Below are 26,347 nucleotides of genomic sequence, written 5' to 3' on the forward strand. Positions count from 1 at the left end.
GCCCATTTTGCCCCCGGCGCGGGTCTGGTGTATGAGGCCCGCCCGTCCCATCTGGGGCTTCATCCCTTTGTGCATGCGCGCGGCCGACCGGCCGACCGCAGGTTTGTCATGAGCGTCATCCTGGAAAAGACCCCCACATCGGCCCTGGTTCTGTTCTCCGGCGGGCAGGACAGCGCGACCTGCCTGGCCTGGGCGCTGGAACGGTTCCAGCGGGTCGAGACGGTCGGTTTCGACTATGGCCAGCGGCATGCGGTCGAGATGCAGGCGCGCCAGACCGTGCGCGACGGCATGGCGAAGGCCCTGCCACACTACGCCGACCGGCTGGGCGACGATCATGTGGTGGACCTGACCGGATACGGCCGGATCGCCGAAAGCGCCCTGACCGCCGACCGCAAGATCGAGATGGATGCGCGCGGCCTGCCGACGACCTTCGTGCCGGGGCGGAACCTGATCTTCCTGGTCGCGGCGGCGGCGCTGGCGGACCGGCGCGGGCTGGAGGTGCTGGTCGGCGGCATGTGCGAGACCGACTTCTCGGGCTATCCCGACTGTCGTCACGACACGATGGAGGCGATGGCGCGGGCGCTGTCTCTGGGGCTGGACAAGCCGGTGGTGATCGAGACGCCGCTGATGTGGCTGACGAAGGCCCGGACGTGGGAACTGGCCCGTCAGATCGGCGGAGAGGCGCTGGTCCAGATGATCGTCGAAGACAGCCACACCTGTTATCGGGGCGACCGGACGCATCGCCACGCCTGGGGCTATGGCTGCGGCGAATGTCCGGCGTGCGAACTGCGCGCTACGGGCTATGACGAATGGGCGTCGGGCCAATGACGTATTCGGCCAAGGAAGTCTTTCTGACGGTGCAGGGCGAGGGCGGGCAGGCGGGCCGTCCGGCGGTCTTCCTGCGCTTCGCCGGCTGCAATCTGTGGAGCGGTCGCGAGCAGGATCGGGCCAGCGCCGTCTGCACCTTCTGCGACACCGATTTCGTCGGCGTGGACGGCGGCGGGGGCGGCAAGTTCGCGACGCCAGATCTGCTGGCCGATCATGTCGCGGCGATGTGGCGGGGGCGGGCGGGCGATCCGAAACTGGTGGTCTGCACCGGGGGCGAGCCGCTGCTGCAACTGGACGCGCCTCTGATCGCATCCCTGCACGCGCGGGGCTTTGAAATCGCCATCGAGTCGAACGGCACGCTGGCTGCGCCCGACGGGATCGACTGGATCTGCATCAGCCCCAAGGCCGATGCGCCGGTGGTGCAGACGCGCGGGGCCGAGCTGAAACTGGTCTTTCCCCAGGCCAAGGCCATGCCGGATCGGTTCGAACATTTTGATTTCGAACGCTTCTGGCTTCAGCCGATGGACGGGCCGGATCAGGCCGCCAATACCGCCGCCGCCATCGAATACTGCCTGACCCACCCCCAATGGCGCCTGAGCGTCCAGACCCACAAATACATCGGCGTCCGCTAATGCCCGTCTTCGAGATCACCAAACAGGCGACGTTCGACGCCGCCCATCACTTCCCCAACGAGCCCGAGGGCAGCATCTATCGCCGCGTCCACGGCCATTCCTTCACGGTCGAGGCGACGGTGCGGTCAGAGGTGCTGGACGTCGAGCATGGCTGGGTCGCCGATCTGGGCGCGCTGGACCGGGCGTTGAAGGCGGCGGCGGAGGTGCTGGACCACGGGATGCTGAACGAACATCCGGGACTGGAACTGCCCAGCCTGGAGAACCTTTGCCTGTGGTTCGCCCGGACGCTGAAGCCCGAATGGCCGGGCCTGTGCCGCATTCAGGTGGCCCGCCCGACGATCAACGAGCGGTGCGTGCTGAGCCTTTAGGCGTTCAGCCAGTCCAGCAGGGCCGCATTGACGACGGCCGGCTGTTCCAGTGTCGAGGCATGGCCGCAGTCGGGGACGATGACCAGTTGGGCGTTGGGCAGGGCGTCGGCCATTTCGCGCGCTCGGATCGGCGGGGTCAGGGGATCGCGGTCGCCGACCAGAATCAGCGTCGGAACGTGGAGGCCGGGCAGGTCGGGGCGTGAATCCGCCCGGCCGATGATCGCCCTTTGCTGGCGCACGAAACCGGCGGCGCCGACGTCCAGACCCATGCGGACCTGGACGTCGATTAAGGTCTGATCCCCCTTATGCAGCGGGTGCAGCAGGCGTGGCGCGATCTCACGCATGATGGTCTCAAGCTGACCGTCCTCGGCGCGGGCGATCAGGGTCTGGCGTTGGGCGGTCTGTTCCGGCGCATCGGGGCGAGCTGTGGTGTCCAGCAGCGCCAGACGCTCAACCCGATCCGGCGCCTGACGCATGATCTCGAAGGCGATGTAGCCGCCCATCGAAATCCCGCCCAAGGCAAAGCGGGGCGGGGCGTCGTGCAGGATGGCGTCGGCCATCCGCGCCATGCTGTCGCCTTCGCGTGTCGAGGCGATGCGGACGGGCCTGTGGGGGCTGAGCGCCGCGACCTGAGGAGCGAACATCTCGGCCGTGCAGGCCAGGCCGGGGATCAGGATCAGCGGCGTCATGCGGCGCAGCCTAGCAGCGTTTGCCCTGACGCTGGCGTTGTTCGCAGCGGCGTTGTTCGCGTTCGAAGTCGCGCTGCTCGCGTTCGCGCTTGAGGCGGGTCTCCTCGTCCGAGGTCGTGACGGCGTCGAAGCCGGCGCCGACCACCGCGCCGGTGGCTTGGGCCGCGCCGCCGACGACGGCGGCGGTCCCGCCCACGACGGCCCCGACCAGACAGCCTTGCAGCGTCAGACAGCCCGTCGCGACCAGGACGATTTGAGATACGCGAAACAGGGGATTTCGACGACGCATGGGGACGACTCCAGAGATACGGGATAGTCGCCGATAATGATGAACGAGCCCTGACCCGTTCGGCTCAACCGCCGCGTCGGGGCAGCAGCTTGCGCCGCTGTCGCGACAGGGCCAGCGGGACGCCGTCCGCGCCCCAGGCCGTCGCCTCGTCCACCGTCCAGCCCGAACCCAGGTCCAGCATCCGAAACTCGAAGAAGGCCCAGCCGTCCGGCGCGTTCTCGGGCGTCGGATCGTTCAGGATGTCGATGCGCAGGTCCACCGTCGTCATCGGCGCCGGCGTCTTCGACAGGGTCCAGGCGGGCGGATAGAGGGCGTCCAGCAGGTAGCACAGCCCGACCTCGTCCAGCGGACGCCGATCCGCCATCCGCATCCATGTCCGCTCGACCGCCGGCCTGCCTTCGTTTCCGCCCAGGATATTGGGTCCGCCGTCGAACCGATAATCGACGTGGCGCGAGAAGTGCGGGGCCATCGGCCCGTGGATCGTGGCCTCGGGGCTCAGGCTGTCCAGCGGCGGGGGCAGGCTGTGGAGCGGCGACACTCCCGGCGTCCGGGCGTCCAGACCATAGGTTCCGGTGGCGTGATGGGTCATGCGGCCGTTCTGATCCGCCTCGACCGCCGCATAGATCACGTTGCGGCCGCCGCGCAGCAGGCGGGGACGAAACGCGACCTGTTCGCCAAAGGCCGCCGCCGACAGATATTGCACCGACAGGGTCCGCAGCGGCGCGGTCAGGCCCAGCCCTTGGCGCATGGACCGCGCGCACAGGGCTGCGAGCAAGCCACCGAACGGAAAGCCCTTTTCCGGAGGCAGGGCGGAAGGGCCATTGGAGAAATGGCCCGGCACCGGGGCGGACAGGCCGCCGTCGGCTAGGGTCTGAAAGGACAAAGCGGCGTCGAGCGGCACGGGCGATTCAACATCGGGCATGGCGCGATCCTGCGTCAGGAGAAAAAACGGCGGAAGCCCCAAGGCGAGGGCTTCCGCCAGTCGAAGGAACAAGGTCGCGGACCAAAAGGGCCATGCGTCCGTTGCTAAACGAGACTGACCTAGAGGGTTTGGATTTGCAACCCTTGCCAAATGGCTGACGTGGGGTCACTTTCCGTGCATGGGACGCACCGCCGACTACAGCCGCCAAAGCTGCTCCATCGCCGCCACGCTGGAGGTGATCGGCGACCCGTGGACCCTGCTGGTCATCCGCGACGCCTTCAACGGCGTCAGCCGCTTCGAACAGTGGCAGGACAATCTGGGCGTGGCGCGCAATGTGCTGGCCTCGCGGCTGAAAAGTCTGGTGCAGCACGGGGTTCTGGAGCCGCGCCTCTATTCCCAGCGACCGCCGCGCAACGAATATGTGCTGACGGCCAAGGGCAAGGATCTGTACGGCGTGCTGGTCACTCTGCACGGCTGGGGCGCCAAACACGTCTATGGCGAGACCGACAGCGGCATCGACATGATCCACAAGACCTGCGGCCATACGCTGACGCCCCGCATCGCCTGCGGCTGCTGTGGCGAGATCGTCAAGCCGCGCGACATCAAGCTGACCCGCGCAGAGAACCGGCCCACCGTCGGCGAGGTGATGCCCAAGGAAGCGGCCTGAGCGACGTTTCTGCTGACAGTTTCCGGCGGGATGTCTGCTAGGGTCGTCCGGTGTCCCGCTCCGAGCGCCTTCTCGATCTGCTGAATGTGTTGCGACGGCATCGCCGGCCCGTGAGCGGGCAGGTGCTGGCCGACGAGATGGGCGTCAGTCTGCGCACCCTGTATCGCGACATCGCCAGCCTGCAGGCGCAGGGGGCGACCATCGAGGGCGAGGCGGGCGTCGGCTATGTGCTGAAGCCGGGCTTCATGCTGCCGCCGCTGATGTTCACGCCCGAAGAGATCGAGGCCCTGGTGCTGGGGTCGCGCTGGGTGGCGGATCGGGCCGATCCCAGGATGCGCGATGCGGCCCTGGCGGCTCTGGGGCGGATTTCGGCGGTGCTGCCGCCCGATCTGCGCGAGGAGATGGACACCTCGGCCCTGCTGGTCGTGCCGAGCGCGCCGTTTCCGGTCGACGCCGTCGATCCGGGCCTGTTGCGAAAGGCCATCCGCACGGAGCGGCGGCTGAGGCTGTGTTATCGCGACGAGGCGGGGGCGGCGTCGGAACGACTGGTGTGGCCCTTCGCCCTGGCCTTCTTCGACCGGGTGCGGCTGCTGATGGCCTGGTGCGAGCTGCGCGGCGACTTCCGCAGTTTCCGCACCGACCGGATCGTCGTGGCCGAGGTGATGGAGGCGCGCTATCCCGCCCGGCGTCAGGTTCTGATGAAGCGTTGGAAGGAAACGCACGAACGGTCGCGGGACACGCGCTGCTGACGGAAACTGGCAGTAGTCGGGCTTAGCCTGTCTTCAGTCGAGATGAGGGACAGGGCCGATGGGCGAGATCGAGGACATTCTTCTGACCGTGGCCGACCCGGAGGTCAGCGCGCGCTTCTACGCCGGGCTGCTGGGCTGTCGGCCGGTGGTGACGCGGCCGGATCGGGCGCTGTTCAGGCTGAGTTCGGGGCGGGCGCTGGGGCTGATGCGACGCAGCGGCGACGCCGCTTCGGTCTGCGAGATCGACTTTCCGATGGAGGGCGCGGCGGCCGTGGATCAGGCCCATATCGACTGGTGGGATCGCGGCGCGCGCATACTGACGCCGCCCCACGATCTGGAGAACGGGCGCAGCTTCGTCGCCGGCGACCCGGACGGGCATCGTTTGCGGGTGTTCGCGGCGGCGTGAGGCGCCCGGCCGTCAGGCCTCCGCCTCCAGACGATAGCCGACGCCGCGCACATTGGTCAGCAGGCCGGCGGCGTCGGCGCCCTCCAGCTTGCGGCGCAGGTGGCTGACATGGCTGTCGATGGTGCGTTCCAGAACCGCCTGATTGTCGAAACAGGCCTGCATGATCTCGCCGCGGCTGAAGACGCGCAACGGCGTGCGGGCCATGTGGGCCAGGATGCGGAACTCGGTCAGGGTCAGATCCAGCCGCCGGCGTTCCCCCGCCTTCATCACCGCCGCCATGTAGTTTTCGAGCTGAACCTCCAGCGGCCCGACGCGCAGCACCTTGGCGGTGCGGCCGCCGGCGGCGCGACGCAGGATGGACTGAATGCGGGCCACCACCTCGACCGGGGCGGTCGGGCGGACCAGATGGTCGTCGGCGCCGATCCGCAGCGCCTGCAGCCGATGATGCGGTTGATCCGGCGCCCCGATCATGACGACCGGCGTATCGCCGCGCCGACGCAGCTCGCCCAGCACGTCCCAGCCGTCGCGGCCGGGCAGGGCGACGGCCAGCAGCACCAGATCGGGCTTCAGCCGGGCGTGCAGATCAAGGGCCTGTTCCCCGTCCTCGGCGACGACCGTTCGCAGGCCGTCGCGGCGCAGGGCCGCGTCCAGCGTCTCGACGCTTTCGCGGTCGTCATCGGCGATCAGGATCAAGCTGCTCATGGCGCCTCCGGCCGCCGCCATGACCGGCGCCGCCGCCGAAATCCAGCGAAACCGGAGGCGTTCGGACAAGTTTCATCGCCCCGTCGCAAAGGCTTCACGCAGACGAAGAAAAACCCCCTCCCGCCGAGGCGGAAGGGGGCCAGTCGTCGTTCGGGGAGGAACGCTTAGTAGGAGGCGCGCAGTTCGATGCCGAACGTGCGCGGATTGTTGAAGTTGCCGTAGTCGCCCAGGGTGTTCCGGTTCGACGGGTCGCGGCGATAGACGTAGGTTTCGTCCAGCAGGTTACGCGACCACAGGGCCACTTCCAGCAGCGGGCCGCCTTCGCGGGTGGCGATGTCGGCCACCGCCACGCGGGCGTTCACGATGAACGACGAGTCGTTCTTGATTTCGAACTGGTCGAAGCTTTGGCTGGCGTCGGCATAGTTCGCATCGACGTGGGCCTTCAGGGTGGCGCCCATGAAGGGCGAGTTCCAGTCGGCGGACACCGTCGCCGCGTTCTTGGGCGTATAGGCGATGAAGACCTGTTGGGTCTGGCCGTTGAACGGATTGACCGTGTCGGGAATCTTGGCGTCCGTATAGGCGTAGCCGGCCGACAGCGTCAGATTGTCCGTCGCGCGGAACTGACCTTCCAGCTCCAGACCCCGGATTTTCGTGGTGCCGGGGGCGTTGATCGTTTCCAGCGTGTTGCGGGTCGAGGCGCCGATCACCGTGACCAGGCTGAAGTCGATCTGGCTGTCGGTGCGGTCCATCGCATAGATGGCCGCGTTCAGGCGGACGCGACGGTCGAACAGGTCGCTCTTCAGACCCAGTTCGTAGGCCTTGACCTCTTCCGGGTCGAACGAGCGGTAGGTCAGCGAGCGCGAGGAGGCGCCGCCGGCGCGGTAGCCGGTCGAGTATTTGCCATAGACGTTGATGTTGTTCGTCAGGTCGTAGGCCAGCGTCACCAGCGGGTCGAAACGATTGACCTTGGAGTTGAAGTGCAGTTCGCCCGAAACGCCGTTGACGACGGGCAGGGCGTTATTGACCAGCTCCAGCGTGCCGTCCTTGTCGTCCCAGGTGTAGCGGCCGCCGACGGTGAGGTGCAGGGCGTCCATGCTGGCCGGCGTCCAGGTCGCCTGGCCGTAAACCGCCTTGGACTCGGCGTGTGCGGTCGAGGCGCGGTCCAGGAAGCGGGAGCCGCGGATGGTCGGGGTCGGGTCCAGGATGGTGTAGCCGGTGCCGTCCGAGTTCCACTGGTTGGTGGAAGGCGTGGCCGCGTCGTCGGACACCGTTTCCTTGAAGTAGAAGACGCCGCCGACGTAGTCGATGCTGTCGCCCAGCGAACCGACGGCCTGCAGTTCCTGGCTGAACTGATGCTGCCAGAAGCCGGCCAGCGAATAGCGGCTGAACTTGCCGTTCGGGCCGGTCACGGGCGGGCGGTGGGCGCCGGCGATGTTGTCGTACTGTTGGACGTCCAGATCGCGGTAGGCCGTGATCGAGCGGATTTCCAGGGTGTCGCTCGGGCGATAGGACAGGTGCAGATCGACGCCGCGCGTGTCATCGACGCTCCACTGTTGCGGCACGCCGATGTCGGCCTGCGTCATGCGCTTGGAGCCTTCGACCTGAACCAGCGGCGACAGGGCGCGGATGCTGCCCGACGGCACGGAAGCCGAGGTGAACGGCACCACGGTCAGGCCGTTCGGGTTGAAGTTCAGCAGCTGGCTGTAGAACGGGGTGTTCTTGTCCTTGCCGATGTCGGCGGCCAGGTCGGCGGTGAAGTTGTCGGTCGGGGTCCAGCGCGTCTGGAAGCGCAGGCCGCGACGGTCGTATTGGCCGAAACCCGTCTCGCCGGGCAGGGTGTTCTCGGTCACGGGACCCTGGACCTGCAGCACGCCGTCCACCTTGAAGGCGAAGTCGCCCAGGGCGGGGAAGTCCACGTGCAGTTCGGTGTTGTAGGATTCCAGATTGCCGACGCCGGCGATGGCGCGCATGCCGAACTCGCCCGTGGGCTTCTTAGTGACGAGCGACAGGGCGCCGCCTTCGGTGTTGCGGCCGAACAGGGTGCCTTGCGGACCCTTCAGCACTTCGACGCGCTCGATGTCCAGAAGGGCGGAGGCCAGGCCGTGCTGGCGGGCCAGATAGACGCCGTCGACATAGACGCCGACGCCCTGCTCGCGGGCGGGCTGGTTGGCGTCGTTCGGCACGATGCCGCGGATGCCGATGGTCAGAGCGGACTGACGGGCCTCGAAGGTGGCGACGCGCAGCGACGGAACGGCGCCGTCGGCCAGGTCCATCAGGCTCTGGACGTGACGGTCCTGAAGCGCTTCGGAGTTCATCACCGAGATCGAGATCGGCGTGTCCTGCAGATTGGTTTCGCGCTTGGTGGCGGTCACGACGATGTCGTCCAGGCCGACCGGCGCATTGGCGACGGGCGCCGGAGCGGTCTGCGCGGGCGCGGTCTGGGCGAAGGCGGAAACAGGCGCGGCGAGAAGCGCGGTCCCCAGCAACAGCTGGAGGCGCAGTTTGGTTTGACGGTGCATTTATATCCCCTGCTTGGTCGAGCGGGGGATTACGCCGCCTTTGCGATATGCAGTTCACAACCGCGCGACACTGGGATGCATGTTTGATGTCTGAGGCCGTGACCGATCTGCTGAGAAAATCCGGTCAATCTCCACTTCGTCTCCACAATCGGGACAAGGCTCCGTCGCGAACCGCCGGACTTCTGATCGTGGGGAAGGGGTTAGGCCGCCGCCGTCGTGTCGCGGATGAAGCCGCCGCCCAGCACGCGATCGGGGTCCGCCGGATCGTAGAGCGCGCAGGCCTGGCCGGGGGCGACGCCTTCCTCGCCCCGGTCGAATGCGACGGTGATCGCATCGTCGACCAGCCCCAGCCGGGCGGGGGAGGGTTGGCGCGTGGAGCGGACGCGGGCCAGGACGGGGACGCCGGCCTCCGCCGCCTCGCGAATCGTGGCCTCGTCGCCCAGCCAGTTGGTTTCTTCCAGCGTCAGGCGTGCGGTCAGCAGGGCCTCGCGCGGGCCGACCACGACGCGGCGGGTTTCGGGCTCAAGCCTGGTCACGAACAGCGGTTCGCCCACGGCGACGTTCAGGCCCCGGCGCTGGCCGATGGTGTAGTCGGTGATGCCGGAATGCCGACCCAGCACGCGGCCGTCCATATGCACGATCTCGCCCGCCTCGCGACCTTGCGGCCGCAGGCGGTCGATCAGGGTGCGATAGTCCCCTGAGGGGACGAAACAGATGTCCTGGCTGTCGGGCTTGGCGGCGATCTTCAGGCCCAGTTCGGCGGCGACGCCGCGCACCTGGGGCTTTTCCAGATCGGCGAGCGGGAAGCGCAGATAGTCGAGCTGGTCCTGGGTGGTCGCGAACAGGAAGTAGGACTGGTCGCGCGAATGGTCGATCGCCTTGCGCATCTGCGAACGATTGCCGGCGACGGCGCGACGGACATAGTGGCCCGTCGCCATCGCCTCGGCGCCCAGATCGCGGGCGACGTCCAGCAGGTCGCGGAACTTGACCGTCTGATTGCAGCGGATGCAGGGGACCGGCGTCTGGCCCTTCAGATAGCTGTCGGCGAACTGGTCGATCACCGCGTCCTTGAACCGGCTTTCGTAGTCCAGGACATAATGAGGAATGCCGATCATGTCGGCGGCCAGGCGCGCGTCGTGAATGTCCTGGCCCGCGCAGCAGGCGCCCTTCTTCTTCAGGGCTGCGCCATGATCGTAAAGCTGAAGGGTGACGCCCACCACGTCATAGCCGGCCTTATGCAGCAGGGCCGCGACGACGGTGGAGTCCACCCCGCCCGACATGGCCGCCACGACCCGCGCCCCGACCGGCAGGCCGACCGCCGCCCGCGCGCTCTCGACCGCCGCGTCCATGCTGGCGCGCGCAATGTCGGGAACGGGACAGAATTCTTCGACCAAGGTCATTGCGGCCATTTAGTGCGGAACCGGCGCGATTTCGAGGCCTCAGCGCAGTCGGGCCGGAATATCCATGCGATCATGCAGCACCTGAGCGATCTCGATGCGCAAGTCATCGTGGCGATAGGCGATGACATGCCGAGGCGATGCGACGCGATCCCTTGGCGTCATCAGATGACGCGCATGTCGAAGATGAAACAACCGCACAGTCTCATGATCCAGCGAGAGCGATCTGGAAACGGCGTGAGTGGGATGTTCCGCCAGCAATCGGAAAGCGGACGCCAGCAGCATCCTGTAGCGAGCGCCGGCCGCCTCGCCGAAATCGACAGTGCTTGTGCGAAGGATCACATCGATCTGGCTTTGCGCCAGAGGCGCCACGACAAGACGCAGAGGCAAGGATCAGCGACCGAGGCTGTCCAGCCAGGCTTCGATATCGTCGACTTCTATGCCGAGACCTGCGTCCAACTCGTCCAGACCGTCCTGGATCTTGGCTTTCAGCGCAGTCAGTCGTGTGTCTTGCTGCAGCATATCGGCCAGAGCGCTTTCGATGACCGCGGATCGATCACGAAAGGCGCCGGACCCGACCTTCATGTCGACGAAGGATTCGAGCTGCTCGCTGAGATGCACGGCGAAAGTCGTCATGGCTGTAATTTAACACAGGCGCCTCCAACGACAAGGGCCGCACCCGTCGCCGGATGCGGCCCTCAACGTCTTCGGGGAAATCCTTCAGGAGCGGTAGCTCTGGATCCGCGTCGTGCGCAGGCCCTGCATGCCCCATTTGTCGATCGCCTTTTGCCAGGCCAGGAACTCTTCCGCCGTCAGGCGATACTTCGCCAGGGCGTCGTCGAGGCTGAGCAGGCCGCCGCGAACGGCGGCGACGACCTCGGCCTTGCGGCGGATCACCCACCGATCCGTATTGGACGGCGGCAGGTCGTTCAGGGTCAGGGGCGTGCCAGTCGGTCCGACCACGTATTGTTCGCCTTTGCTATTAAGGCGTCGCTCTTGCAACATGGGCTTATGCCTCTTTCACCAACACCGTAGTGTCGTGACGATAGGCCGGCCCGACTAAGGTCCGTTTAAGTGTCGTGGTGAAGAAACGGATAAAATCCGTCTCCGCCCGAACGACTCCGTAAACCTTGCTTTCGCGACGATTCATCGAGACTAACGCTTACTTACTCGCCGATCAGCGTTTGATGTTGATCAGCTCGGCCAGCATTTCATCGGCCGTGGTGATGATTTTGGACGAGGCGGAATAGGCCCGCTGGGTCGTGATCAGGCCGGTGAATTCCGCCGACAGGTCGACGGTGGAAGACTCCAGCTGCTGGGCCGCGATCGACCCCGCGCCGCCGGTTCCAGCGGCTTTCAGGTTGAAGGTGCCGGACTGGGGGCTGACGGTGTAGGCGTTGCCGGACGTCTCTTTCAGGCTGTCGGGGCTGGGGAAGGTGGCGACCGCGACCTGGGCGATGCGGCGCATCACGCCATTGTCGAAGACGGCGGTGACGAAGCCGCTGTCGTCGATGGTGATCTTGTTCAGATTGCCGAAGGCGGTGCCGTTGGTGACGGTCGACTGGACGACCGAGGTGGTGTTCAACTGGCTGAGGCCGCCGGCCGAGGTGTTAAGGTCCAGCGTCACCGTCTGGTCGGCGATGCCCAGGCCGTCGGCCCATTTGATCTTGCCGTTGTCGCTCGCGTCGTTCGGATCGATGGTGTTGCTGGGGTCCGACTTCAGGAAGGACAGGGTGGCGTTCTCGGGGTCGTCGAACAGACCCTTGCCCGCCGGCCAGGACTTCATCGTCGCCACGTCCAGCCGTCCGGCCGGGGTGAAGGCGATTAGGCCGGTCTTGACCTGGCCGTTCGAATAGGGCGCGCCCGTCACCACGTCGTCCGCCGGGACGGAGACGATTTCGGCATACCACTGGTTCGGCTGGTCGCTCTTGAGGAAGCGGACCTCCAGATTGCGCTGACCGCCCTTTGAGTCCGACACCGGGATGTTCATCTTGAAGTCCGGCTTCACGCCCGACGGATTGTCGCTGTCGGCGTTGTACATGGCCATCGAATTGACCTTGGGGTCGTATTTGGTCTTGGCGACGCCGTTGGTGGTCAGGCCCAGGTCGGACAGGTTCAGCGTGAAGGGCGTGCCCGCCACGCCCGCGCTGGTCGGGGTGATGGTCATCTGGGTGGCGGTGCTGGTCGCGGAGCCGTTGGCGCTGTTCGCGCTGTCGGGCGTGAAGGCGGTCAGGGCGCCGCTGGCGTCATAGGTGGCGACGCCGGTGATCTTGGTGATGCCGGTCTTGAGGGTGACGTTGTAGTTGTTGGCGTCGATGCGCGAATAGCCGACCGTGACGTCGTGCGAGGCCGGGGTGGAGGCGGTGTCCGACACGCCCTTGTACGACTGGGCCCCCGCCGCGCTCGACACGCTCTGGGTCGAGCGCAGGTTGGCGTTGATCTGGACCCGCGTGGTGGGTTCCGCCGTGCCGCCGACCGAGCCGATGTTGATCGAACGCAGGCGCGACAGGTCGGACGGATCGGTCGAGATGTCGCCGTTGGAATCGGCGGGCCAGCCCTGCAGGTACAGACCGGCGCTGTTCTTCAGATAGCCCAGCTTGTCGACGCGGAAGGCGCCTGCGCGGGTGAACATCCGGGCGTCCGTGGCGGCGACGCCCTCGGCCTGGGTGGTGGTGACGAAGAAGCCCTGGCCGTTGACCGCCAGATCGGTGCTTTCGGTCGTGCGTTGCAGCAGACCTTCCTGGCTGATGAAGGCGCGGGTGTTGGCCGCGACGCCGCCGGCGGAATAGCTGCCGCCCGACTTGCTCTGGCTGTTGACCAGGGTCTGGAACTCGCCAGCCGTGCGCTTGTAGCCCACGGTGTTCACATTGGCGATGTTCTGGGAAATGGCGGCCAGGGCGGCGGAGTTGGCGGCGAGGCCGGACACGCCGGCCCGCATGGCGCTGTTGAGGCTCATGGAAGAACGCTCCTTACAAGGAAATCATCGGGAAGGCGGCGAGACGCATCATGCGGCCGCCTCCTCGGTGGAGACGTTCGGATTCTCCGTATCGTCATTGTTGGCTTGAGCGGTGATCTCGTTCAGCGAGATCACGGTCGAGAGGGGCAGGATCGACTTGCCGATCACCAGATACGGCGCGCCGTTGTACATTTCGACGCCGGTGACGCGGCCCTGGATCAGGGCCTGGCTGTCGATGGAGGCCCCGGAGGAATCCGTCGCGGCGACCTTCAGCGTATAGACGCCGCCGGCGTCTGCCGTGCCGCCGTCCTTCATCTTGCCGTCCCAGGTGAAGGTGTGCAGGCCGGACGACTTGTCGGGCGCGGAGCCTTCCCAGACCACGGCGCCCTTGCTGTCCACGACCTGCAGCGTGGCCTTGTCGGCCGCCTTGCCCAGTTCGTAGGCCCAGGTCGCCTTGCCGTCGTTGAACTCGGTCGCCGTCCAGGCGGTCGTGACCTGTTTGCCGATGTAGTTGGAGGCGTTGTCCAGTCCCCCGGCCGACTGGGCCTTCAGCAGGCTGGTCAGAAGGTCGTTGGTCAGCAGTTGTTGCTCGACGCCCGCCATCTGGGTCAGCTGGGCGGTGAACTGGTTGGAATCCAGCGGCGACAGCGGGTCCTGGTTCTTCATTTGCGTGGTCAGCAGGGTCAGGAAGGTCTCGAAGTTCGAGGCCATGGCGCCCGCGCCCTTGGTGATGCGGCTGGTCGCGGTGTTGGTGGAGACGGCGTCGACCATGGGGTCAGACCTTCAGATCGACGCGCTCTGGCGTCAGGAAATGGTTGGTCCAGGCGCCGGGCGCCGGGATGACGGGGGCGTCGGCCTGGGCGGCCAGACGGTCGCCGCCGGCGAACAGGGCGTTGCGCTGCTGCTGACGGTCGAAGGCGCCGCCGCCGGCCGACGGATCGCGCTCCGAAAAGTCCAGGGCGTCGCCGGCCAGCTGGAACCCGGCGGCTTCGAGCTGTCGGCGCAATTCGTCCGCGCGACCGCGCAGGTCGGCGGCGGCGGCGGGATTGTCGAAGGCCAGACGCGCGGACAGCTGGCCGTCCTTGCCGATCTCCAGACTGACATCGACGCGGCCCAGGTCTTCGGGCGTCAACACCATGTCGAACCGCGTGGACCGGCCGTCCAGCCTGCGGGCGATCTGGGCCGCCAGATGGGCGGTGGTCTCGACCGTCGCGCGCGACAGGGTGGACAGGGGCGGGCTGTGATTGGCGGCGGCGGAAGGCTGGGCGCGCGGCGCATCACCGGCGGCGACGGTCTGGCCGGAGCCTTCGGCGGCTGCTGTCGGGGCGATGTCGGCCGGCGCCGCATCGGCGGTTGCGGGCTTGGCGTCTCCGGCGGCCGACTGGGACGCTCCCGCATTGGCCTCGGCCAGGGTCTTGATCTCGGCGCCTGTCGAAACGGGCCTCGGCGAGGTGTCGACGGGTATGAATTCGATACGCTGGCCGCCGTCGTGGCGGCCGGCGCGAAGCGGCGTCGGCGCGTCGCCCTTGGGCGCAGCGGAGGTCTTGTCCTCGGACTGTGCGTCGGCCTGTGCGCCGGTCTGGGCCTCGCCGATCAGGGCCGCGACGGCCACGGCGGCGTCGGACGCCGGAAGGCTCGGTCGAGGCGCAACCGTCGTCACCGCCACCTGGACCTGAGCCGTCGGAACCTGTGCGTCCGCCGCCATCTTGGCGACGGCGGCCTTCGCCGCGTCTGCGGCGCCGCCCGACGACTGGCCGGCGGCGTCGGCGCCGGACGACGACGCGGCGGCTTTCAGGGCGAGAGCCTGCATCTCCTCCGCTGACAATTGCGCGGCCTGTTGCGTCGCGACGGCGTGCGCGTCGGCGGACACGGATCGAGACTGGGAGGCGCCGGTTTGGGAGGCGCCGGCTTCGGTTGCGGCGTCGGCCTGCGTCCCCGCCGAGCCAGAGGCGGTCGGCGTCGGTTGAACGGTGGCCGGGACGGCCTGCGTGGGGGCGGTGCTGTCGGAGGTTTCCGCCGCCTGGGTCGAGGGCTCTGTCTCCGATCGGTCCTTGTCGGTCTCGGCGGGCAAGGGTTTGAGAGCGCCCGATCCGGCGCGTTTTCCGGGCGTTCCGATCGAGGCCGGATCGTCGGCCCTCGGCGTCGTGTCGGTGATCGGCTTGGCCGACTTGGCCAGCGTCCTGGAGAACAGGTCGCGGTCCGCCTGTCGCGCATGGGACGCAGCCGTCGACGCTCCGGTCGAAACCGGCGCGGCGGGCGCGAACAGGGCGGAGGCGGTCGACATGGTCGAGAGGCGGCTTTCGAAGGCGGAGACGGCGGCGCCTGCTGCGCCCAAGGGTTCGGTTCGCTTCAACGCAAGCGGCGGGCCAAACCAATAAGTCAGCAAAAACAAACGGAAAGCGCCGCTCCGCTTGTGGCGTCCTGACCGGCGCGGTCGATTATTGCCGCGCTATCGCCACTTTTTGCCCGGCTCGCCAATCGGTCGGCAGAGGCGAGGGCGCTGGCGAGCGAAACTGGCCCGACCTTTGCGCCTCTGTTCGATCATGACGGATGCCCAATCCACGATCTCTTTGAAAAACAACGCTCTGGTCGAGCGGCGTCCGGGCGTGGCTGGGCAAGAACTGCGTGCGGCCGTGCAGGGCTTGCCGGGTAGGGCGGGGGAGATGCGTCCATGTCGCTGAACTCGATCATGAACATCGCGACCTCGGGCATGAAGACCGCCCAGTCGCAGTTGCGCGTCACCGCCGACAATATGGCGAACGTCGACACCGCCGGCTATGTCCGCAAGATCGCCGATCAAACCTCGGTCGTCACCAACGGGTATGGCTCGGGCGTGGACGTCACGCGCGTTCGCCTGGCGACCGACCGCTTTCTCCAGGCGGCGGGGCTGAGCGCGGGCGCCGACGCGGCGCGCCAGGGTGTCCGCTCCGATCTCTATGGCCAGATGCAGAGCCAGTTCGGCGATCCCAGCAGCGATGCCAATTTCTTCGCCCAGGTCGACAAACTGTTCGCCAGCTACGCCACCCTGGCCGAAACCCCGACCTCGTCGGCTGCGCGTCAGGACACGATCTACAAGACCCAGACGCTGTTCAACCAGGCGGCCGACATCGCCTCCAAGATCCAGTCCACGCGGCAGGAGGCGGACTCGCGGCTGCAAAGCGCGGTCGAAACGATCAATCCGCTGCTGGAGCAGATCGACAAGCTGAACAAGACCATCGCCTCCGGCACGATCTCCAATCAGGACGTGACGGGCGCCCAGAACGCCCAGCGAGGGCTGATCGCCGAACTGTCCAAATATCTGGATGTGAAGGTCGAGTCCCGGTCGAACGGCGGCGTCACCCTGCGCACCAATGCGGGTACGACCCTGATGGGCGAGGGGCATGCGACCGTCTCCTATCAGGCGGCCGGGACGGTGGGGGCGACCACCGCCTTTTCCGACATCATGATCACCGAGCCCGGCGGCACGCGCTGGCCGCTGCTGGACGGGGTGACGTCGGGCCAGATTCGCGGCCTGGTCGAGATGCGCGACGTGGATGCGCCGGCGGCCGCCGCGCGTCTGGGAGAGCTGACGGCGAAGCTGGCCGACGAACTGAACCGGGCTCATAACGCCAACAGCAGCGTGCCCGCGCCGGCAAGCCTGACCGGCCGCAACACCGGCCAGTCGCTGCAGACCGCCCTGACCGGCTTCACGGGGACCACGACCATCACGGCGGTCAACGCCGCCGGCGTCGTCCAGGCCTCGGCCCAGATCGTCTTTTCCGGCTCCACCATGACGATCAACGGCGCCGCCGCCGATCCCTCGACCTTCCTGAGCGTGCTGAACGCCCAGATGGGCGGGACGGTCACGGCCAGCTTCTCCGAGGGGCGGCTGCAACTGAATGCGACCGGCGGAAACGGCGTGGCCATAGCCGACGATGCGACGACGCCCGGCAATAAGGGTGGACGCGGCTTTTCCCACTGGTTCGGGCTGAACGACCTGGTGTCGACCACCACCCCGACCTTCTACGAGACGGGTCTGACTCTGTCGTCGCAGCACGGCTTCGATGCGGGCGAGAGCCTGACCTTCCGTTTCACCGGCGAATCCGGCGCCCGACTGCGCGACGTCACCGTGTCCGTCCCGGCCGGGACGGGCGCGATGAGCGAACTGCTCGGCGCGCTGAACGACCCTATCACCGGCGTCGGACGCTATGGCGCCTTCAGCCTGGATACGGCGGGCAAGCTGGCGTTCAAGGCCTATGATCCCGCCGCCACGACGATGAGCGTGGTGGATGATGCGACGACGCAGAACCCGTCCGGCGTGTCGATGTCCCAGATGTTCGGCCTTGGGGCCGTCGGCGCGACCCGGGCCGGCGCCTATAGCGTCCGCAGCGACATCCAGCAGGACTCCGCCAAGCTGGCGCTGGCGCAGCTGAACCTGTCGGCGACGGCGGGAACGCCCGCGCTGAGCAAGAGCGACGGACGCGGCGGCCTGGCCCTGGGCGATGTCGGAAAGCGCAATGTCGCCTTCGGCGCGGCCGGAGACTCTTCCGGCGGAACCCGTACCCTGTCGTCCTATGCGGCGGATTTCGCCGGCGAGATCGGCGGCAAGGCCTCGGCCGCCAAGACCCGTAGCGAGACCGCCGCCGCCCTGTCCAAGGAGGCGGAAGGCCGCCGCACCTCGGCCGAGGCGGTCAATATGGACGAGGAGCTGGTCAATATGACCACCTTCCAGCAAGCCTATAACGCCTCGGCCCGCCTGATCCAGGCGAGCAAGGACATGTATGACGTCCTGATCGGAATCCTGCGATGAACCGCGTCTCCACCAACGGAAACTTCCAGTCGGCCCTGCTCAGCCTGATGAACGCCCAGAGCCGCGCCCAGCAGGCGCAGGAGCGGATCGACAGCGAGCGGATCGCCACCGACATGTCCGGCTATGGCCGGGGCGCCGAACAGTTGACCAGCCTGACCTCGACCCAGGCGCGACTGGAGGGATTCATCAACACCGGCAAGACCGTCGCGGCGCGTCTCAGCGCACAGGATCTGGCCATGAGCCGGATTTACGAAGGCGGAACGGGCGCGCGGGAAGCCATCGCAACCGGCCTGGCGGCGGGCAACATCACCAATCTGATGACCGAACTGGGCCTGCAGTATCAGACCGTTCAGGGCGGTCTGAACGCCGAACATCAGGGGTCGTATCTGTTCGCGGGCGGGCAAGGCAACATCGCCCCCGCGACCGCCGCGACCATGGCCGATCTGGCGGCGGCGCCCTCGACCGCCTCGACCTTCGCCAACGACACGCTGAAGCAGAAGTCGCGCATCGACGAAAACACTACGGTTGAAACCGGCTTTCTGGCCAGTGAGATCGGCGGCCCGCTGACGCAGGTGTTCCGCAACCTCCAGGCCTTCCAGAACGGGACGCCCGTGACGGTCAACGGCGTGACCTATACGCCGAGCGCGCCCGGAACCCTGACCGGCCAGCCCAACGCCGACGTCACCGCCTTTTTGAAGGCGCAGCTGAGCGAACTGGACAAGGCCAACGTCGGCCTGACCGACCAGACGGCCAAAAACGGCATCCTGCAGAACAACGTCGATGCGGCGCTGGACGCTCAACAGAACCAGAAGACGGCGCTGAAGACGATGATGAAGGACAAGGCCGGCTACGACTCCGCCCAGGCCATCACCGACCTGAGACAGGCCCAGGTGGCGATCGAGGCCTCGGCCCAGGTGATCAACACCCTGAAGAATACGTCGCTGCTCAACCTGCTGCGCTGATCTGACTGAATTCAAAAAGAAACGGCTACGCTGGACTTGATCTGTTTCGGGAACATATCATGAACTATGGCGCGTCTCGATCTTCGTCGAAAACTGTCGGTTCTGGCCGATGCGGCGAAATATGACGCCTCCTGCTCCTCGTCCGGCACGTCCAAGCGGAACTCGGTCGGCGGCAAGGGGATCGGTTCGACCGAGGGCATGGGAATCTGCCACGCCTATACGCCGGATGGGCGGTGCATCAGCCTGTTGAAGATCCTGCTGACCAACTTCTGCATCTACGACTGCGCCTATTGCATCAATCGCGCGTCGTCGAACGTGGCGCGGGCGCGGTTCGACGTGGACGAAGTGGTCGATCTGACGCTGAACTTCTACAAGCGGAACTATATCGAGGGCCTGTTCCTGTCGTCGGGCGTGATCCGCAACAGCGACTATACGATGGAGCAGCTGGTCCTGGTGGCCAAGACCCTGCGCGAGGTTCACGACTTCCGGGGTTATATCCATCTGAAACTGATCCCCGAGGCCGATCCGCGTCTGGTCGAGATGGCGGGCCTCTATGCCGACCGGCTGTCGGCCAATATCGAACTGCCGCGCGACGAGGCGCTGGCCCAGCTGGCGCCCCAGAAGGATGTCGGGGTCATCAAGAAGGCGATGGGGCAGGTGCGGCTGGGCGTCGAGGCGGCCAGGCCGAACAAGCGCGACCGGATCAAGCCGCCGAAGTTCGCGCCGGGCGGTCAAAGCACCCAGCTGATCATCGGCGCGGACGGGGCGCCGGATACGGAAATCCTGGATCGCAGCGCCTCGCTCTATGGCGGCTATGGCCTGCGCCGGGTCTATTATTCCGCCTTCAGCCCCATCCCGGATTCCAGCGCGGTCCTGCCGCTGTCCAAGCCGCCGCTGATGCGGGAGCATCGGCTGTATCAGGCCGACTGGCTGATGCGGTTCTACGGCTTTTCGGCGCCGGAGATCGGGGAGGGGGCGGCTGGCGGCATGCTGGACCTGGCGGTCGATCCCAAACTGGCCTGGGCGTTGAACAAGCGCGAACAGTTCCCCGTCGATGTGAACCGGGCGCCGCGCGAGATGCTGTTGCGGGTGCCGGGCCTGGGGGTGAAGGCGGTGGACCGGATCGTGTCCGTCCGACGCTATCGCACCCTGCGGCTGGAAGACATTGGGCGGCTGACGCGCTCGGTCGCCAAGGTGCGGCCCTTCATCACGGCGCTGGACTGGACGCCCGGCGCCCTGACCGACGCCGCCGATCTGAAGACGCGGGTGACGACGCGGACGCCCGAACAGTTGAGCCTGTTCTGATGCCGGCGGCGACGCTGGAGGGCGAAACGGACTTTGACGGATGGCGCAGGGCCGCGCGGGCGTTTCGGCTGGCGGGGGTGGAGCCGGCGGCGGCGCGGTTCGTGGTGCAGGGGGGCGCGTCGTCCGTTCAGGGCGGACTGTTCGACATCGCCTCATCCGCCCCTCCTCGCGAAAGTCCGGGTGAGCGGAGAGAAGAAGAGTTCACCGTTCCCGCCGCCTTCGTCGAACTGGCGCAGAACGTCATCCTGCACCGCTCCGAGGATCGGTTCGACCTGATGTATCGGCTGCTGTGGCGGCTCAGGGACGAGCCCGACCTGATCCGCGTGATCTCCGACCGCGACGTGGCCGATGCGCTGGAGCGGGCCAAGAACGTCAGTCGCGCCTCGCACAAGATGAAGGCCTTCGTGCGCTTTCGCCAGGTTCACGACGATCACGGCGAGGCGTGGGCCGCCTGGTTCGAGCCGCCGCATCGGGTGCTGGAAAAGACCGCGCCCTTCTTCCAGCGACGGTTCACGACCATGCGCTGGTCGATCCTGACGCCCGACGGTTCGGTCTTCTGGGACGGAGAACGCCTGCGGTTCGGCCCGCCCGCGACGCGCGACATGGCGCCGGCCGATGACGAGATCGAAGACTTCTGGAAGACCTATTACGCCTCGACCTTCAATCCCGCCCGACTGAAGGTGAAGACCATGCAGGGCGAAATGGCCAAACGCTATTGGAAGAACCTGCCGGAGGCAGCGCTGATCCCGGAACTGGTCGCCGCCTCGTCGGTTCGAACCGAGGCCATGGTCGCCACGCCCGCCCCGTCTCCGAACGCCCGTTTCAGCCGCGCCCTCGCGCCCGATCTGCACGCCGCGCGCCCCGCTGCTGAGGCGGTTCCCGATACCCTTGCCGAGGTGGGCGACGGGGTTCAGGCCTGCCGCCGTTGTCCCCTGTATCGCGACGCCACCCAGGGTGTGTGCGGCGAGGGGCCGAAGACGGCGCGGCTGATGATCGTGGGCGAGCAGCCGGGCGATCAGGAGGATCTGGCCGGCCGTCCTTTTGTCGGCCCGGCGGGCGAGGTGCTGGACGTCGCCCTGCAAGAGGCCGGGATCGACCGATCCGACGTCTATGTCACCAACGCCGTCAAACACTTCAAGCACGAGCCGCGCGGCAAGCGCCGCCTGCACAAGACCCCGAACGCCGGAGAGGTCCAGGCCTGCCGCTGGTGGCTCGACGCCGAGCGGCGGCTGATCAAGCCTCAGATCGTTCTCGCCCTGGGCGCGACCGCCGGCCTGGCGGTGCTGGGGCGAAAGCCGGCGGTGATGAGCGAACGCGGCGCGCCCCTGACCCTGCCGGACGGCGGAACAGCCATCCTGAGCGTCCACCCGTCCTATCTGCTGCGTCTGCCCGACGCGGCGGCGAAGGCCGAGGCGCGACGGCTGTTTCTGGACGATCTGATCGCCGTCCGCGCGCGTATGGACTGAAGCGAGAGAACGAATCTCTTTCGACTGCGTTTGGCATCCACGCCAGCGTCACCGTTTGGCGAAACGATCCTGGGGAGGCGGCCGCGACACGGTTCAGCGACAATCGTCCGTGCGAATGTCATCGCGCGTTGACATCGGGCGCCGCCTTGACCATTAGCGCGGCAGGGATTTCGGCTGTCCGACGGGGCGGCCAGGGGATGATCGCGATGTCCGACCTGTCGTTCGAGGTCCGATGAACCAGGCGCAATACGAGATCGTGGAGACGGACGGCGCGGCGCGGCTGCGCCTGACCGGCGACTGGACCACGACCGCGCTCGGCCGCTTGCCGACCGAACTGAGCCGCGACCTGGAAGGGCGCGAGATCGCCAGCATCGACACCTCCGACCTGGGACGGTTCGACACCGCCGGCGCCCTGGCCCTGGTCCAGGCGTCCAGCGGCCGTCTGTCCAAGAGCCAGTGGAAGGATCGTCCCGAGGCGGGCCGCATCTACCACATGATCGAACTGCTGGAGCGCAAGAGCGCCCCGGCCCCCAAACGCCCCAGCGCCTTTGTTCGAACCTTCGCCAAGATCGGTCGCGGGGTCTATGACTTCGGCGGCGAGGCCATGCTGTCCCTGTCCTTCCTGGGGCGGTTGATGGCTGCGGTGGTCGAGGCCGTGCGGCGTCCCGGCGGCATCCGCTGGCCCGCCTGGGTCAGCCAGGCCGAACGCTCGGGCCTGGACGCCATTCCCATCGTCATGATCACCAACTTCTTCATCGGGGCGGTGGTGGCCTTCATCGGCGTGGATCTGCTGACCGACTTCGGCGCCCAGGTGTTCGCGGTGCAGCTGATCGGCGTGGCCATGTTCCGCGAGTTCGCGGTGGTGATCGCCTCGGTGCTGCTGGCCGGCCGCTCCTCGTCGGCCTTCGCCGCCGAGATCGGCTCCATGCGGATGAACCAGGAGGTCGACGCCATGCAGGTCATGGGCGTCAATCCGTTCCAGGCATTGGTCGTGCCGCGCGTGGCGGCCTTGGTGGTGATGCTGCCGCTGCTGACCTTCCTGGGGATGATCGGCGGGCTTATGGGCGGTCTGGTGGTCTGCTGGAGTTCGCTGAATCTCGGCCCGTCCTTCTTCTTCCAGCGGCTGGTCGAGGACGGCAGCATGGCCCAGCACATGATGGTCGGTCTGGTGAAGGCGCCCGTCTTCGCCCTGGTCATCGCCGCCATCGGCTGTCGTCAGGGGATGTCGGTCGCCGGCGACGTCGAGAGCCTGGGGCGGCGCGTGACGGCGGCGGTGGTTCAGGCCATCTTCGCCATCATCCTGCTGGACGCCGTGTTCGCCCTGGTCTTCCTGGAGCTGAACATATGACCGACGCTGCGGCCGCCGGGTCCGAGCCGGAAAACCTGATCGAGGTGCGCGGTCTGCTGAGCCAGTTCGGCGAGCGGACCATCCACGAAAACCTGGACCTCGACCTGCAACGGGGCGAGGTCATGGGCGTGGTCGGCGGGTCGGGCGCCGGCAAGACGGTGCTGCTGAACACCATCATCGGCCTGAAACAGCCCGAGGGCGGATCGGTCAAGGTGCTGGGCTACGACCGGGCCACCCTGACCGACCCGCAGGCCGCCGACATCGAACGCCGCACCGGCATCCTGTTCCAGCAGGGGGCGCTGTTTTCGTCCCTGACGGTGCTGGAGAACGTGGCCTCGCCGCTGGTTGAACACACCAGACTGCCCAAGTCGGTGATCTATGAGCTGGCCGAGCTGAAGATCGCCATGGTCGGCCTGAAGCCCGAGCATCATTATCTGAAGCCGGCCGAACTGTCGGGCGGGATGAAGAAGCGCGCCGGCCTGGCCCGCGCCCTGGCGCTGGACCCGGAACTGGTGTTTCTGGACGAACCGACGGCGGGTCTGGACCCTATCGGGGCGGCGGCGTTCGATGACCTGATCCGCCAGCTGGCGGACGATCTGGGTCTGTCGGTCTTCATGATCACCCACGACCTCGATAGCCTTTACGCCATCTGCGACAAGGTCGCGGTCCTGGCGGACAAGCGGGTGGTGGAAAAGGCCACGGTGCAGGAGCTGGAACATTCCGACCATCCGTGGATCAAGGAATACTTCCTGGGGCCGCGCGGTCGCGCAGCCACCAAAAGTGCGGCCTGAGGAGAGCCGAGCATGGAAAGAGACGCACATTACGCCGCCGTCGGGATCGCCACCGTCTGCCTTCTGGCGGCGCTGGCGGTGTTCACCATCTGGTTGGCCCGGCTGCAGTTCAACCGCGACTACGACCTCTATGACATCGTCTTCTACGGGCCGGTGAACGGCCTGTCGGAAGGGGGAGAGGTGCATTTCAACGGCATTCGCGTCGGCGAAGTCACCGATCTGCACATCGACACCAAAAGGGGCGATCAGGTCATCGCCCGCGTCCGCGTCGACGGCACCACGCCCGTTCGCGTCACCTCGCGCGCCCAGCTGGAGCCGCAGGGGATCACGGGGCTGAACTATATCCAGATCACCGCCGGTTCGCCCAACAGCGCCCTTCTGCGGGACCAGTATCCCGACAATGTCGTGCCGGTGTTGCAAAGCCAGCCGTCGCCCATCGCCGAACTGCTGAGCGGATCGGGCACCGTTCTGGCCCAGACCGTGGATGCGCTGAACCGCATTAACCGCGTCATGTCCGACGACAATATCCGCAGCTTCTCGACCAGCGTGAAGAACGTCGAGGCCCTGACCACCGAGCTTGAAGCCCGCAAGGCCATCTTCCAGCAGTTGGAAGAGGCGGTGACGAACGCCAACGCCGCGGTGAAGGAATATCAGGCATTGGCCGTCGACAGCCGCCAGATCATCAACACCGACGGTCGCCAGGCCATCGCCAACATCAATGCGGCGACGGCGGAGGCCCGAACCGCCATCGCCTCGGCCAACCGTTCGATCACGGGTCTGGAACGGCCGCTGGGCGACTTCGCGACCTCCAGCCTGCCGCAGCTGACCGGCACGATCGAGGAGTTGCAGGACGCCACCCGGTCCCTGCAGGCGCTGATCGACGATGTCCGCGCCAGCCCGCGCGACTTCATCGGACGTCCCCAATCCAAAGAACTTGAGGTGCAGCCGTGATCCTTCGTCCCGCCCTTCAGCTGTCGGCCGGTCTGGCGATCGCGGCGGCGCTCAGCGGATGTTCGCTGCTGTCCACGCCCGATCCGGTGCAGAACTATCGCTTCGGCCTGCCGATGGCGGCGCCGTCCGCCGTGGGCGACCGGCCCTCGCCGTTGACGGTGTCGATCCGCCGCATCGAGTTTCCGCAGGCCGCCGGCGATGATCGCATCTTGGGCGTGACCGGACTGGAGACATCCTATATCGGCGGCGCGCGCTGGGTTTCGCCCGCCTCGACCCTGTTCGACGACAGCCTGAAGGCCGCCTTCGCCAATCGCGCCGACCGCATCCGCGTGCTGGGCCGCCGCGAGCCGGGCACGCCGCCGCTGGTGCTGCAGGTGACGGTCACGACCTTCGAGGCGCGATACGCCGCGCCGGGCGCGACGCCCGACGTCGTGGTCACGGCCCGCGCTCAGCTGCGCTCGACGCCCGAGCGGCAGGCGGGCGGCGCGGCCATCCGGCCCGAACAGGGCCGTTCGGTCGAACGGGTCTTCACCGTGACCCGGCCGGCCGGCGAAAACCGGGTTTCGGCCATCGTCGCCGCCTTCGACGCCGCCACGCGCGACATCAACACCCAGATCGCCGACTGGACCATTCAGTCCGCCACGTGAAGCAGGCGGGACGGCGGATGGCGGATGCGCTAGGGTGAGGTCGAATCTGCACCCGGAGCTGTCATGAGTTTTTCCGCCACCGACGCGGCCTTCGAAGGGTTCCGGGTCGTTCGCCGTCATCCGATGGTCGCCCTGGCCTGGGGCCTGACCTATCTGCTGCTCTATGTCGTCATGTTCGGCTTCGGCGCGGACAAATGGGCGGCCCTGATGGCGGCAGGCGAGACGCTGGAACAGTCGGCCAATCCGTCGATGGCCGATTTCCAGGCCCTGGGCCCCATCTACGCCAGCGCCTTCCTGATGGCCGCGCCTTTGGGCCTGGTGATCGGCGCGGTGTTGAGCGCCGCCGTGGCGCGCTCGGTGTTGCGGCCGAACGAGTCGCGTTGGGGCTACCTCCGTCTCGGCATGGACGAGCTTCGCGTCCTTCTAGTCAGCCTGGCCATCAGCCTGATCGTCGGCCTGACGTCGGGCGTGGCCATGATGGCCGTGGGCGTCGCCATGGGTGTTGGCGTCGCTTCCGGCCAGCCGCTGCTGATCCTGCTGGCCGTGCTGCTGATCTTCGCCGTCTTCGCCCTGGTGGTCTGGCTGGCCATCAAGTTCAGCCTGGCCGTACCCATGACGGTGGATCGCCGCAAGATCGTGATCCTGGAGTCCTTTTCCGCGACCAGGGGGCATTTCTGGTCACTGCTGGGCATGGCGGTGATCGCGGTGATCATGTCCCTGATCGTCAGTATTCTGGGCATGATCATCAGCGCGGCGGCCGATCTGGCGACCGGCGGGGTGCAGGGCCTGGCCCGTTACGCCGACATGGGCCTTGGGCAGATCCTGATTCAGGCCTGGCCGGCCCTGCTGATCACCTCCGTCGTCAACGCCTTCCTGTCGGCGCTGCAGCTGGCGGTGCTTTACGCGCCCTTCTCGGCGGCGTGGCTGGCGCTGCGCACGTCTCAGGGGCGTTGAGTTCGGGCGG

At 67.0% G+C, this 26,347-nt stretch carries 27 protein-coding genes; 15 read left to right on the forward strand and 12 right to left on the reverse strand.

Annotated features, from left to right (window positions below; translation table 11 throughout):
• Positions 1-108 precede the first annotated feature (108 nt).
• Genes queC through SH203_RS05930 form a run of 3 tightly spaced genes read left to right on the forward strand, consistent with a single transcriptional unit; the run spans position 109 to position 1,828 of the window.
• Entirely contained in the window at positions 109-828 is a 720-nt protein-coding gene (gene queC / locus SH203_RS05920) for a 7-cyano-7-deazaguanine synthase QueC (protein ID WP_087119927.1), read from the forward strand.
• Complete coding sequence (queE, locus tag SH203_RS05925) at positions 825-1,460, forward strand: 7-carboxy-7-deazaguanine synthase (protein WP_087119928.1); 636 nt, start codon at positions 825-827, stop codon at positions 1,458-1,460. Before queC ends, queE begins: the two co-directional genes overlap by 4 nt.
• Positions 1,460-1,828: a 6-carboxytetrahydropterin synthase gene (locus SH203_RS05930; RefSeq protein ID WP_087119929.1), complete on the forward strand. Its 369-nt coding sequence runs from the start codon at positions 1,460-1,462 to the stop codon at positions 1,826-1,828. Before queE ends, SH203_RS05930 begins: the two co-directional genes overlap by 1 nt.
• Here SH203_RS05930 and SH203_RS05935 read toward each other — a convergent pair.
• From SH203_RS05935 to SH203_RS05945, 3 genes are all read right to left on the reverse strand, one after another.
• Positions 1,825-2,517 carry an alpha/beta fold hydrolase gene (locus SH203_RS05935; RefSeq protein WP_087119930.1) on the reverse strand — a complete coding sequence of 231 codons (693 nt, stop codon included), beginning with the start codon at positions 2,515-2,517 and terminating at the stop codon, positions 1,825-1,827. The two genes, SH203_RS05930 and SH203_RS05935, sit on opposite strands and share 4 nt — an antisense overlap.
• Before the next feature lie 10 nt (positions 2,518-2,527).
• Positions 2,528-2,806 (reverse strand): hypothetical protein, encoded by a 279-nt coding sequence (locus tag SH203_RS05940; protein WP_087119931.1) that lies wholly within the window; start codon positions 2,804-2,806, stop codon positions 2,528-2,530.
• Positions 2,807-2,870: 64 nt separating this feature from the next.
• Complete coding sequence (locus SH203_RS05945; protein WP_087120187.1) at positions 2,871-3,728, reverse strand: acyl-CoA thioesterase II; 858 nt, start codon at positions 3,726-3,728, stop codon at positions 2,871-2,873.
• A 178-nt stretch (positions 3,729-3,906) separates the two neighbouring features.
• On the opposite strand from SH203_RS05945, the gene SH203_RS05950 reads away from it, so the two are divergent.
• From SH203_RS05950 to SH203_RS05960, 3 genes are read left to right on the forward strand one after another with little or no spacing between them, the layout of a single operon-like run.
• Positions 3,907-4,395 (forward strand): helix-turn-helix domain-containing protein, encoded by a 489-nt coding sequence (locus SH203_RS05950; RefSeq protein WP_087119932.1) that lies wholly within the window; start codon positions 3,907-3,909, stop codon positions 4,393-4,395.
• Positions 4,396-4,445: 50 nt separating this feature from the next.
• The gene (locus tag SH203_RS05955) at positions 4,446-5,144 is read left to right on the forward strand and encodes a YafY family protein (protein WP_087119933.1); all 699 of its coding nucleotides are present in this window, start codon (positions 4,446-4,448) and stop codon (positions 5,142-5,144) included.
• Between the two features lie 58 nt (positions 5,145-5,202).
• Positions 5,203-5,550 (forward strand): VOC family protein, encoded by a 348-nt coding sequence (locus SH203_RS05960; RefSeq protein WP_087119934.1) that lies wholly within the window; start codon positions 5,203-5,205, stop codon positions 5,548-5,550.
• Between the two features lie 12 nt (positions 5,551-5,562).
• Here the strand turns inward: SH203_RS05960 and SH203_RS05965 are convergent, their stop codons facing one another.
• From SH203_RS05965 to SH203_RS15880, 9 genes are all read right to left on the reverse strand, one after another.
• Positions 5,563-6,321 (reverse strand): response regulator, encoded by a 759-nt coding sequence (locus SH203_RS05965; protein WP_234989398.1) that lies wholly within the window; start codon positions 6,319-6,321, stop codon positions 5,563-5,565.
• Positions 6,322-6,416: 95 nt separating this feature from the next.
• Positions 6,417-8,771: a TonB-dependent receptor gene (locus SH203_RS05970; protein WP_087119935.1), complete on the reverse strand. Its 2,355-nt coding sequence runs from the start codon at positions 8,769-8,771 to the stop codon at positions 6,417-6,419.
• Positions 8,772-8,971: 200 nt separating this feature from the next.
• Positions 8,972-10,180, reverse strand: a complete 1,209-nt coding sequence (gene mnmA / locus SH203_RS05975; protein WP_087119936.1) for a tRNA 2-thiouridine(34) synthase MnmA — start codon at positions 10,178-10,180, stop codon at positions 8,972-8,974.
• Positions 10,181-10,210: 30 nt separating this feature from the next.
• The gene (locus SH203_RS05980; RefSeq protein ID WP_087119937.1) at positions 10,211-10,558 is read right to left on the reverse strand and encodes a type II toxin-antitoxin system RelE/ParE family toxin; all 348 of its coding nucleotides are present in this window, start codon (positions 10,556-10,558) and stop codon (positions 10,211-10,213) included.
• 3 nt (positions 10,559-10,561) lie between these two features.
• The gene (locus tag SH203_RS05985) at positions 10,562-10,804 is read right to left on the reverse strand and encodes a type II toxin-antitoxin system ParD family antitoxin (RefSeq protein ID WP_087119938.1); all 243 of its coding nucleotides are present in this window, start codon (positions 10,802-10,804) and stop codon (positions 10,562-10,564) included.
• A gap of 84 nt (positions 10,805-10,888) precedes the next feature.
• Entirely contained in the window at positions 10,889-11,173 is a 285-nt protein-coding gene (locus SH203_RS05990) for a DUF1153 domain-containing protein (RefSeq protein WP_026108337.1), read from the reverse strand.
• Between the two features lie 172 nt (positions 11,174-11,345).
• The gene (flgE, locus tag SH203_RS05995) at positions 11,346-13,124 is read right to left on the reverse strand and encodes a flagellar hook protein FlgE (protein ID WP_200808824.1); all 1,779 of its coding nucleotides are present in this window, start codon (positions 13,122-13,124) and stop codon (positions 11,346-11,348) included.
• Between the two features lie 48 nt (positions 13,125-13,172).
• Entirely contained in the window at positions 13,173-13,895 is a 723-nt protein-coding gene (locus SH203_RS06000; protein ID WP_087119939.1) for a flagellar hook assembly protein FlgD, read from the reverse strand.
• 4 nt (positions 13,896-13,899) lie between these two features.
• On the reverse strand, positions 13,900-15,408 hold the full coding sequence (locus tag SH203_RS15880; protein ID WP_255376556.1) for a flagellar hook-length control protein FliK: 1,509 nt from the start codon (positions 15,406-15,408) through the stop codon (positions 13,900-13,902).
• 387 nt (positions 15,409-15,795) lie between these two features.
• On the opposite strand from SH203_RS15880, the gene flgK reads away from it, so the two are divergent.
• From flgK to SH203_RS06050, 9 genes are all read left to right on the forward strand, one after another.
• Positions 15,796-17,913 carry a flagellar hook-associated protein FlgK gene (flgK, locus tag SH203_RS06010; RefSeq protein WP_087119940.1) on the forward strand — a complete coding sequence of 706 codons (2,118 nt, stop codon included), beginning with the start codon at positions 15,796-15,798 and terminating at the stop codon, positions 17,911-17,913.
• Complete coding sequence (locus SH203_RS06015; protein WP_087119941.1) at positions 17,910-18,875, forward strand: hypothetical protein; 966 nt, start codon at positions 17,910-17,912, stop codon at positions 18,873-18,875. The genes flgK and SH203_RS06015 overlap by 4 nt, the downstream gene beginning before the upstream one ends.
• 66 nt (positions 18,876-18,941) lie before the next feature.
• On the forward strand, positions 18,942-20,180 hold the full coding sequence (locus SH203_RS06020) for a putative DNA modification/repair radical SAM protein (RefSeq protein WP_087119942.1): 1,239 nt from the start codon (positions 18,942-18,944) through the stop codon (positions 20,178-20,180).
• Positions 20,180-21,646, forward strand: coding sequence for a UdgX family uracil-DNA binding protein (locus SH203_RS06025; RefSeq protein WP_087119943.1), 1,467 nt, complete (start codon positions 20,180-20,182; stop codon positions 21,644-21,646). Before SH203_RS06020 ends, SH203_RS06025 begins: the two co-directional genes overlap by 1 nt.
• Positions 21,647-21,878: 232 nt before the next feature.
• Positions 21,879-22,994, forward strand: coding sequence for an ABC transporter permease (locus SH203_RS06030; RefSeq protein WP_087119944.1), 1,116 nt, complete (start codon positions 21,879-21,881; stop codon positions 22,992-22,994).
• The gene (locus SH203_RS06035; protein WP_087119945.1) at positions 22,991-23,785 is read left to right on the forward strand and encodes an ABC transporter ATP-binding protein; all 795 of its coding nucleotides are present in this window, start codon (positions 22,991-22,993) and stop codon (positions 23,783-23,785) included. The genes SH203_RS06030 and SH203_RS06035 overlap by 4 nt, the downstream gene beginning before the upstream one ends.
• Positions 23,786-23,797: 12 nt before the next feature.
• Positions 23,798-24,736, forward strand: a complete 939-nt coding sequence (locus SH203_RS06040; protein ID WP_087119946.1) for an MlaD family protein — start codon at positions 23,798-23,800, stop codon at positions 24,734-24,736.
• Complete coding sequence (locus SH203_RS06045) at positions 24,733-25,383, forward strand: ABC-type transport auxiliary lipoprotein family protein (protein ID WP_087119947.1); 651 nt, start codon at positions 24,733-24,735, stop codon at positions 25,381-25,383. The genes SH203_RS06040 and SH203_RS06045 overlap by 4 nt, the downstream gene beginning before the upstream one ends.
• 63 nt (positions 25,384-25,446) lie before the next feature.
• On the forward strand, positions 25,447-26,337 hold the full coding sequence (locus SH203_RS06050) for a hypothetical protein (protein ID WP_087119948.1): 891 nt from the start codon (positions 25,447-25,449) through the stop codon (positions 26,335-26,337).
• Positions 26,338-26,347: the final 10 nt, after the last annotated feature.

Origin of the sequence: Brevundimonas sp. SH203, from assembly GCF_002157625.1 — a bacterium.
Lineage (GTDB): Bacteria > Pseudomonadota > Alphaproteobacteria > Caulobacterales > Caulobacteraceae > Brevundimonas.